Origin of the sequence: Mycobacterium talmoniae (assembly GCF_001854525.1) — a bacterium.
Lineage (GTDB): Bacteria > Actinomycetota > Actinomycetes > Mycobacteriales > Mycobacteriaceae > Mycobacterium > Mycobacterium talmoniae.
The window spans coordinates 1-10,830 of sequence record NZ_MLQM01000186.1; the positions used below are offsets into that span (position 1 = coordinate 1).

The window sequence follows — 10,830 nt, forward strand, 5'->3', positions numbered from 1 at the left end:
ATGTGGTGCGCCGTGGCCACCAGCACGTGCTCGTTATCGCCGGTTCGGAAAAGCCGGGCCCGCAACGGGATCTCGGCGGCTAAATCGAACGTGTAGCGTGCCGCCTCGGCGATGCCGTCGTCGAGGCGGTGCGCCGGCCAGCCGCGGGCATCGACGATCTGCCAGCCGAAGTCGGCCTGCCCGGCGGGAATAACGACCTGCTGTGGTGTTCCCTGCACCGCGGTGAAGACCGTCCGCAGGGTTTCGTGGCGGCCCACCACATCGGCCAGCGCGGCCCGCAGCGCGTCGACATCGAGGTTGCCGGACAGCCGCAACGCCACCGCCATGTTGTACACCGGTGACGGCCCCTGCAGCTGATCCAGGAACCACAACCGGGACTGCGCAAACGACAACGGCACCACCGCGGGCCGCTCGGCCGCCACCAGCGGCTCGACCCGCGCCTCCCCGGCACCGAGACGCTGCGCCAGCAGGGCGACCGTGGGCGCCTCGAACAAGGTGCGCACCGAAACCTCGGCATCCAAACCGGTGTTGACCGCGGCGATCACCCGCATCGCCGACAGCGAATCCCCGCCCAGGTCGAAGAAGGAGTCGTCGACCCCCACCCGCTGCAGCCCGAGCACCTGGGCGTAGATGCCGGCCAGGATCTCCTCGACCGCGCTGCCCGGGGCACGATACTGGTCCGCCTCGCGGTATTCCGGGGCCGGCAGGGCGCGTTTGTCGAGCTTGCCGTTCGGGGTCAACGGCAGCGCGTCGAGCACCACCACCGCCGCGGGCACCATGTAGGGCGGCAGCCGGTCGGCCAGCGCGGCACGGATTTCGGCGGGTTCGGCGGTGCCGGTGACGTAGGCGACGAGTCGTTTATCGCCGGGGCGGTCCTCGCGGGCAATCACCGCCGCCTGCTGCACCCCGTCGAGCGCGCTGAGCGCGGCCTGGATTTCGCCGAGTTCGATGCGATACCCGCGGATCTTGACCTGCTCGTCGGCGCGGCCCAGGTACTGCAGCTGGCCGTCGGCGCCCCAGCGCACCAGGTCTCCGGTGCGATACATCCGGGCCCCCGCACCGCCGAACGGGCACGCCACAAACCGCGACCCGGTCAGCCCGGGTCGGCCGACATAGCCGCTGGCCAGCCCGGCGCCGGCCACATACAGCTCGCCGACCACCCCGGTCGGCACCGGCCGCAGCCACCGATCCAGCACGAAAAAGGCGAGGTGGGGCAACGGCACCCCGATGGGGCTGACCCGGTGGCCGGTGTCGCCGCCGCCGATCGGCCGGAACGAGGCATGCACCGTGGTCTCGGTGATGCCATACATATTGATCAGGCGGGGCAACCCGGGGTGGCGGTCCAGCCACACCCGAAGGCGCTGCGGTTCCAGGGCTTCCCCGCCGAAAACCACCGTCTCAAGTTTGAGCTGATCCCCCAGCTCGGGCCGTACCGCGTCGACCGACTGCAGCGCATAAAACGCCGCCGGGGTTTGGCTCAACACATTGACCCGTTCGGTGACCAGCAGGGCGTGCAACTCTTCGGGTGAGCGCGCCACCGATTCCGGCACCACCACCACCCGGCCGCCAGCCAGCAGCGGGCCGAAGATCTCCCACACCGAGTAGTCAAACGCCAGCGAATGGCATTGCGTCCACACCCCGGTGCGCGGCACGTCGGCGTCCAAGGACTCGAGGAGCCGGGTCACGTTGTGGTGGGCGACCGCCACGCCCTTGGGGGTGCCGGTGGTGCCCGACGTGTAGATGAGGTAGGCGGTATTGCCCGGGTCGGGTGTCGGCAACGCCGTGGCGGGGTAGCCGTCCAGGCGGGGGTCGTGGACATCGGTCACCGCCACCTCGCACCCGTGCAGCCGGTCGGCCAACTCCGCGGTGCTCAGCGCCGCGATCGGCGCGGCGTCGTTCAGCATGAACGCGATCCGCGCGTCGGGGTGCATCGGGTCGATCGGCAGGTACGCCGCGCCGGTCTTCAAGACCGCCATGATCGCCACCACGGCCTCGGTCGACCGGAAAAACAGCAGCGCCACCCGCTCACCCGGCCCGGCGCCCTGCTCAACCAGCCGGTGCGCCAACCGATTCGCCGCCTCATCGAGCTGCCGGTAGGTCAGCGACCGGTCTCCGAAGGTGACCGCCACCGCCTCGGGGGCCCGGGCGACCTGCTCGGCGAACATCCCCGGAATCGACGCGGCCGGCGCGGCCGGCGCCGTCAAGACGGCGCGGTTGCCCCAGGTGTCCAACCGGGCGTGCTCGGCCGCGTCGAGCACGTCGGTCGACGACAGCCGCCGCGTCGGGTCGGCGGTCATCGCCGCCAGCACCCGTCGCAGCCGCTCGATCAGCGCCGCGACGGTGGCCGCGTCGAACACGTCGGTGTCGTACTCGACGCGAAGGCCCAGTTCGGTGCCGGGCAGGGCTTGGATCGCCAGCGGGTAGTGGTTGTATTCGCGGTTGGTGAACTCGGTGATGGCCAACCCGCCGGTGCTCGCCAATGCGGCGGTGTCCAGCGGATAGTTCTCGTAGACGAACAGGGTGTCGAACAGTCTTTCCTGGCCGGTGATGCGGTGAATCTCGTTGAGCCCCAGGTGTTGATGCTCAAGGGTGTCGTTGTGGGCGGTTTGCAGCTGGTCGAGCAGCTCGGCGGTGGTGGTGGTCGCGGTGATCTGCGCCCGCACCGGCACCGTGTTGATCAGCAAGCCCACCATCGTGTCCGCACCGGCCACCTCGGCGGGCCGCCCCGAGACCGTGGTGCCGAACGCGACGTCGTGCTGGCCGGTCAGCCACATCAGCAGTTGCGCGAAGCCCGCCTGCAGCACGGTGTTGACGGTCGTGTGGCGGGCACGCGCCAATTCACCAACGGCTGCGGTGAGGTCGTTCTCCAACCGAAACGTGTCCACGCCTCGGGCGCCCAGCCCCCACCGATCCGGCGGGCCCACCAGGGTCGGGGACTCGAACCCGGCCAACACCTCCCGCCAGGCGCCGCGGGCGGCGTCGCGGTCGCGGTCGGCCAGCCAGCCGACAAACCGGCGATACGCCACCGGCGCGGGCAGTCGCTGCCCGGAGTAGCCGGCGAAGATTTCCTGCAGCACGATCGGCAGCGACCAGCCGTCGAGCACGATGTGATGGAAGGTCAGCACCAGCCGGTGCCGGTCGTCGGCGACGCGGATCAGGGTGGCCCGAAACGCCGGTGGGCCGTCGAGGTCGCTGACCGCGGCGCGTTCGGCGGCACACAGCCGCTCGATCTGGTCATCGGTGTCGAGCTCGGCGTAGCGCCACGGCGCCACCGGGTCGGCGGGGATGATCTGCACCGGCTCGGCGAACTGATCGCGGAAACGGGCGACCAGGTGGGGATGCCGGTCGACCACCGCCTGCACCGCCTCCCGCAGCCGATCCGGCTCCAGCCCACCGGCGACGGTGAGGGCCAGCTGCATGGCGTAGATGTCGTCGTCGTGGTCCGGCGCGGTGTGGCTGTGAAACAGCAGGCCCTGCTGCAGCGGGGTCAGCGGCAACACATCGGCGATCCGATGGTCCTGTTGCAATTCGTCGAGTTGCTGCTGGCTCAACCGGGCCGGGGCGATATCGGACGGGGTCAACCCACCCCCACCGGCGCGCACGTGCGCGCAGATCCCGGCCAGGGCCTCAAACCACAACCGGCTCAACCGCTCGGCCTGGGCCTGCCCCAACGCCGAGGGCGCCCACAGCCATTCGGCCTGCAACTGCGCCCCGGTGTCGGTGTCCAGGGTGGCGGCGTTGAGTTCCACGGTGTGCGGCAACGGGATCGGCACCGCGGCAGCCGTGCCGGTGAGGGTCAAGCCGTCCGGACCGATCCGCCACAGCTGCGCGGACGCCGCGGCGCCCGCGCCCAGCCGGCCCAGGTAGTTGAACCCGATCGCCGGATCCGATGCGGGCAGGTCGACGTCGGGGTTGAGGTAGCGCAGTAGCCCGTAGGTCAGGCCGTCGGGCAGGGCGCGGAGTTGTTCCTTGGCGTCGTTGAGCACCGCCCCGAGCGCGGCGTCGCCGGCCGCCACCTGCGCCCACGACAGTCCCCCGACGGTCAGGGCCACCGGGTACTTGGTGGTGAACCAGCCCACCGTGCGCGACAAATCCAGATCCGGGCCCAGCTCCTCGTGGCGGCCGTGACCCTCGACGTCGATCCCGATCGGCGCACCGCGGTGGCCGGTGAATTCCGCCAGCGCCAGCCCCAACCCGATCAGCAGGATGTCTTGCACCCCGGCGTGAAACGCCGCCGGCGCGTCGCCGAGCAGCAGTGCGGTGGTCTCGGCGTCCAGCGCCACCGTCAACTTCCCGGCGGTGGCGTAGGTGTCCGTTTCGGGCTGCACCGCCGGTACTACGGCCGGGGTCGCGGCCACCCGCCGCCACGCCGGCGCCTGCTCGACGACGTCGGGGTCGCGCGCATACTCGGCCAGCAGCGACGCCCACCGGGCAAACGAGGTGCCGCTCGTCGGCAGCGCCACCGGCTCCCCCGCCCGGTGCTGGGCCCAGGCGATATTGAGGTCCTCCAACAGGATCCGCCACGACACCCCATCGACGGCCAGGTGATGAATTGTCAACACCAGCTGTCCGGTGCCGGGCGCCCACAGCGCGCTCAGCATCACCCCGGCGGCCGGGTTCAGGCGTGACCGCGCCTGCACCAGCGCCGCATCGGATAACGCGTCGACCGTGTGCAGGCACCTGCGGGCATCCACCGAGCCGGCGTCGGGCACCGACAACGACCACCCCTCGGGGCCGTCATCGGTGACCCGCAGCCGCAACATGGCATGCCGATCCAGCAGGGCCTGCAACACGGTCACGACCTCGGCCTCGGTGGCCCCCGCGGGGGCCTGGAGCACCATGGTCTGGTTGAACTGCTCCACCGGGCCGGCCATCTCGTGCAGCCACCGCATGATGGGGGTGGCCGCCACCGGCCCGACGCCCTCGTCGGCGAGCTCGGTCACGCCGGTGGACGTCGCGGCGACCCGGGCCAGCCGGGCCACCGTCTGCTCGACGAACACGTCGCGCGGGCGGCACCGCAGCCCGGCGGCGTGGGCTCGCGCCGCCACCTGCATCGACAAGATGCTGTCGCCGCCGAGATCGAAGAAGGAGTCGTCGACCCCGACCCGCTCCAGCCCGAGGACGTCGGCGTAGATACCGGCCAGGATCTCCTCGACTGCGCTGGCCGGGGCGCGATACCGGTCCGCCTCACGGTATTCCGGTGCCGGCAACGCCCGTTTGTCGAGTTTGCCGTTGACGGTGAGCGGCAGCGCGTCGATGACCACCACCGCGGCCGGCACCATATAGGGCGGCAGCCGGTCGGCCAGCGCGGCGCGCAGCGCGGCCGGGTCGGCGGTGCCGGTGACGTAGCCCACCAGCCGCTTGTCGCCGGGGCGGTCCTCGCGGGCGAGCACCACCGCCTGCTGCACCCCGTCCAGGGCGCTGAGCGCCGCCTGGACTTCACCCAACTCGACGCGGTAGCCGCGGATCTTGACCTGCTCATCGGCGCGGCCCAAATACTCCAACCCGCCGTCAGCACCCCAGCGCACCACATCCCCGGTGCGATACATCCGCGCCCCCGCGCCGCCGAACGGGCACGCCACAAACCGTGACCCGGTCAACGCGGATCGACCGAGATAGCCGACGCCCACGCCGTGGCCGGCGACGTACAGCTCGCCGACCACCCCGGCGGGCACCGGCCGCAGCCACGGGTCGAGCACGAACAACGCCGCGCCCGGCACCGGCGCACCGATCGGCGGTACCCCCGATCCCGGTGTCAATGGCGCGCTGATCCCCACGCACATCGTGGTTTCGGTGGGGCCGTAGGCGTTGATCATCACCCGGCCGGGCGCCCACCGATCCACCACCTCGGGCGGGCAGGCTTCCCCGACCACCGCCAGTGCCGCGGCGTCCAACCCCTGCGGGGACAGCACCGCTACCGCCGACGGGGTTTGGGTCAGCACGCTGACCCGCTCGGCGACCAGCACCTGGTGGAAGTCCTCCGGCGAGCCGGCCACTTCCTCGGGCACCACCACCAGCCGCCCGCCGCGCAGCAGCGCACCGAAGATCTCCCACACCGAGACGTCGAAGGCCAGCGAATGGCTGTGCGCCCATACCCCCGCCGCCGGGAGGCCGGCATCCAACGACGCCAGCAGTTGGGTGGCGTTGTGGTGGGTGATGGCAACGCCTTTGGGTAGCCCGGTGGTGCCCGAGGTGTAGATCAGGTAGGCGACGTCGTCGGGGTTCGGGTCCGGCAACGCCGTAGCAGGGTAGCCGTCGAAGCGGGAGTCGTGGACATCGATGACTGTCACGTCGTGGCCGTGGAACGTCGGTCGCAGTTCGGCGGTGGTGATCGCCGCGATCGGTGCGGCGTCGTCGAGCAGGAACTGCAGCCGGGCCGCCGGCACACCGGCGTCGATCGGCAGATACGCCGCCCCGGATTTCAGTACCCCCAGGATCGCCACGACCGCCTCGACCGACCGCGAAAACAGCAGCGCCACAGACTTGCCCGGGCCCGCCCCCTGGTCGGCCAGCAGGTGCGCCAGCCGGTTGGACGCCTCGTCGACGTCGCGGTAGGTCCACGACCGGTCACCGTCGCGGATCGCCACCGCCTCGGGGGCCCGGGCCACCTGCTCGGCGAACAGCGCCGGAATCGACACCCGCGCGGCGGCGGGCCGGGTCAGCATCACGCGGTTGCTCCACCCGTCGAGCGTGGCGTGTTCGCCGGCGTCGATCAGATCGACCGCGGACAGCCGCTGCGTCGGGTCGGCGGTCATGGCAGCCAATACCCGTTGCAGTCGCCGGATCATGACTTCGATGCTGGCGGTGTCGAACACGTCGGTGCGGAATTCCACCGCCCCGCCGATGCCGCCGGGTTCACCGGCCTCGGTGAAGCGTTCGGTCAGCGAGACCGCCAAATCCATTCGGGCGGTGTGGGTGTCCATCGGCAACGGTTCGACCTGCAGATCGCCCAAGGCCAGCCCGGCGGCCGGGTCGTCGTGGCCATGCCAGTTCTGCCAGGCCAACATCACCTGCACCAACGGGTGATGGGCCAGGCTGCGGGTGGGATTGAGCCGTTCCACCAGCACCTCGAAGGGCACGTCTTGGTGCTCGAAGGCCTCCAGGCTGCGCTGGCGCACCTGGGCCAGCAGCTCGGCGAAGCTGGGGTCCCCGGCCACGTCGACCCGCAGCACCAGGGTGTTGACGAAGAACCCGACCAGCTCGTCGAGCGCGGGATCACGCCGCCCGGCGATCGGGAACCCCACCGCCACATCGCTGCTGGCGCTGAGCTTGGCCAGCAGCACCGCCAGCGCGGCTTGCATCACCATGAAGCTGGTCGCGTTGTGCTCGCGGGCCACCGCGGCGACTTGCTGCTGCAGCGCGGCCGGCCAGTCCACCGGCACGCTGGCGCCGCGCTGGTCGGCGACGGCCGGGTAGGGCCGATCGGTGGGCAGCTCCACCCGCTCCGGCATCCCGGCCAGGGTGTCCTGCCAGTAGGCCAGTTGGGCGGCGATGGGGCTGTCGTGATCGTCGAGATCCCCGAACTGGGCGCGTTGCCACAGCGTGTAATCGACATACTGCACCGCCAGCGGTGCCCAGCCCGGGGTCCGGCGTTGCTGGCGCGCCCGGTACGCCTCGCTGAGATCACGCACCAGCGGGGTGACCGACCAGCCGTCGGCGGCAATGTGGTGCGCGGTGATCGCCAGCATGTGCTCGTCGTCGGTGACGCGGAAAAGCCGTGCCCGCAGCGGGTTCTCGGTCGCCAAGTCGAACGCGTGGCGTCCCGCTGCGGCGGTCGCGTCGGTCAGTTGGGTTTCCGACCAGCCGGCGGCGTCGACCACGTCCCAGCTGAATTCCGTGTGTTCGGGAGTGATCACCACCTGCTGCGGTGTTCCGTTGGGCGCCACGAACCGTGTCCGCAGGGTTTCGTGGCGGCCCACCACGTCGGCCAGGGCGTTGCCCAAGGCGTCCGCGTCCAGCCGGCCGCGCAGCCGCAACGCGACCGCCATGTTGTACACCGGTGACGGCCCCTGCAGCTGGTCCAGGAACCACAACCTGCTCTGCGCAAACGACAACGGGATGACCGCGGGCCGCTCGACCGCCACCAGCGGTGCGAACCGCGGCTCACCGCCACCGATGCGTGGCGCCAGCTGCGCAACGGTGGGGGCCTCGAACAAGGTGCGGACCGGCACGCCGGCGTCCAAAGTGGTGTTGACGGCGGCGATCACGCGCATCGCGGTCAGCGAGTCCCCGCCCAGGTCGAAGAAGGAGTCGTCGACCCCGACCCGCTCCAGCCCGAGCACGTGGCCGTAGATGCCGGCCAGGATCTCCTCGGTTGGGTTGCTCGGGGCGCGGTACCGGTCCACCTGGGTGTATTCCGGGGCCGGCAGGGCGCGTTTGTCGAGCTTGCCGTTCGGGGTCAACGGCAGCGCGTCGAGCACCACGATCGCGGCCGGAATCATGTAGTCGGGCAGCTGTTGCGCCAGCGCCGTGCGTGCGGTGGTCGCGTCGGCGGTGCCGGTCACGTAGGCGACGAGCCGCTTATCGCCGGGGCGGTCTTCGCGGGCGAGCACCACCGCCTGGTCTACACCCTCGAGCGCGCTGAGCGCAGCCTGGATTTCGCCGAGTTCGATGCGGTAGCCGCGGATCTTGACCTGCTCATCGGCGCGGCCCAGGTACTGCAGCTGCCCGTCGGCGCGCCAGCGCACCAGGTCTCCGGTGCGATACATCCGGGCCCCCGCACCGCCGAACGGGCATGGCACAAACCGCGACCCGGTCAACCCGGCGCGACCGATGTACCCAACGCTCACGCCGCGACCGGCGACGTACAGCTCACCAACCACCCCGGTCGGCACCGGCCGCAGCCACCGATCCAGCACGAACAACGCCGCCCCCGGCACCGGCGCCCCGATCGGCGGCACACCCGTCCCGGGCGTGAGCGGCGCGCTTCGGGACGCGCATACGGTGGTTTCGGTGGGGCCGTAGGCGTTGATCATCACCCGCCCGGGCGCCCACCGATCCACCAGCTCGGGCGGGCAGGCTTCCCCGACCACCGCCAACGCCGTCGGCTGCAAGCCCTGCGGGGACAGCACCGCCACCGCCGAGGGGGTCTGGGTCAACACGCTGACCCGCTCGGTGACCAGTACCTGGTGGAAGTCCTCCGGCGAGCCGGCCACTTCCTCGGGCACCACCACCAGCCGCCCGCCGTGCAGCAGCGCACCGAAGATCTCTTCGACCGAGGCGTCGAAGGCATAGGAGTGACACTGCGCCCAGACCCGCACCGGCCCCGACGGCAGGGGTGTCTCGCGCGAGGCCAGTAGCTGGGTGACGTTGTAATGGGTGACCGCAACACCTTTGGGTCGCCCGGTGGTGCCCGAGGTGTAGATCAGGTAGGCGATGTCGTCGGGGTGCGGGACCGGCCGGGCCGTGGCGGGGTAGCCGTCCAGGCGGGGGTCGTGGACATCGATGACCGGCAGCGCTTGTCCGTCCAGCCGGGCGGCCAACTCGGTGCTGGTGATCGCGGCGATCGGTGCGGCGTCGTCGAGCAGGAACCGCGCCCGGGCCGCCGGCACACTGGCGTCGATCGGCATATACGCCGCCCCGGACTTCAGCACCGCCAGGATCGCCACGACCGCCTGGGCCGACCGGGAAAACAGCAGCGCCACCCGCTCACCCGGCCCCGCGCCCTGGTCGGCCAGTAGGTGCGCCAGCCGGTTGGCGGCCTCGTCGACGTCGCGGTAGGTCCACGACCGGTCACCGTCGCGGATCGCCACGGCCTCGGGGGCCCGGGCGACCTGCTCGGCGAACACCGCCGGAATCGAGGCCCGCACGCCGGCGGGTTGGACCAGCACTGCCCGATTTCCGATCTCATCCAGCCGGGCGTGCTCGTGCTCGTCGAGCAGATCGATCGACGACAACCGCCGTGTCGGGTCGGCGGTCATCACCGCCAGCACCTGCTGCAGCCGCCCGATCAGCGCTTCGATGCTGGCGGCGTCGAAGACATCGGTGCGGAACTCCACCTCGCCGCCGATGCCGCCGGGTTCACCGGCCACGGTGAAGCGTTCGGTCAGCGAGAACGCCAAATCCATTCGGGCGGTGTGGGTGTCCACCGGCAGCGACGTGACCTGCAGATCGTCGAGGGCGAGCCCGGCCACCGGGTCGGCGCCGTGCCAGTTCTGCCAGGCCAGCATCACCTGCACCAACGGGTGATGCGTCCGGGATCGGGTCGGGTTGAGCCGTTCCACCAGCACCTCGAAGGGCACGTCTTGGTGCTCGAAGGCCTCCAGGCTGCGCTGGCGCACCTGGGCCAGCAGCTCGGCGACGGTGGGATCCCCGGCCACCTCGACCCGCAGCACCAGGGTGTTGACGAAGAACCCGACCAGCTCGTCGAGCGCGGGATCACGCCGCCCGGCGATCGGGAACCCCACCGCCACATCGCTGCTGGCGGCGAGCTTGGCCAACAACACCGCCAAGGCGGCCTGCACGACCATGAAGCTGGTCGCGTTATGCTCGCGGGCCGCCGCCGCGATGCTCTGCTGCAGGGCGGCCGGCCAGTCCACCGGCACACTGGCGCCGCGCTGGTCGGCGACCGGCGGGTAGGGCCGGTCGGTGGGCAGCGCAATGCTTTCCGGGATCCCGGCCAGGGCCTCTTCCCAGTACGCCAGTTGCGCGGCGATGCGGCTGTGGTGGTCGTCGAGGTCGCCGAACTGGGCGCGCTGCCACAACGTGTAGTCGACGTACTGCACCGGCAGCGGCGCCCAGCTAGGCGCGTGACCCCGGTGCCGTGCCCGGTACGCCTCGCTGAGATCCCGCACCAGCGGGGTGACCGACCAGCCGTCGGCAGCGATGTGG

Annotated in this window: 1 protein-coding gene; it reads right to left on the bottom strand. The window is 71.1% G+C overall.

The genetic code is table 11. The annotated features are described in order from the left end of the window. A partial coding sequence (locus BKN37_RS23105; protein ID WP_131823678.1) for a non-ribosomal peptide synthetase occupies positions 1-10,830 on the bottom strand: 10,830 nt, incomplete at both ends.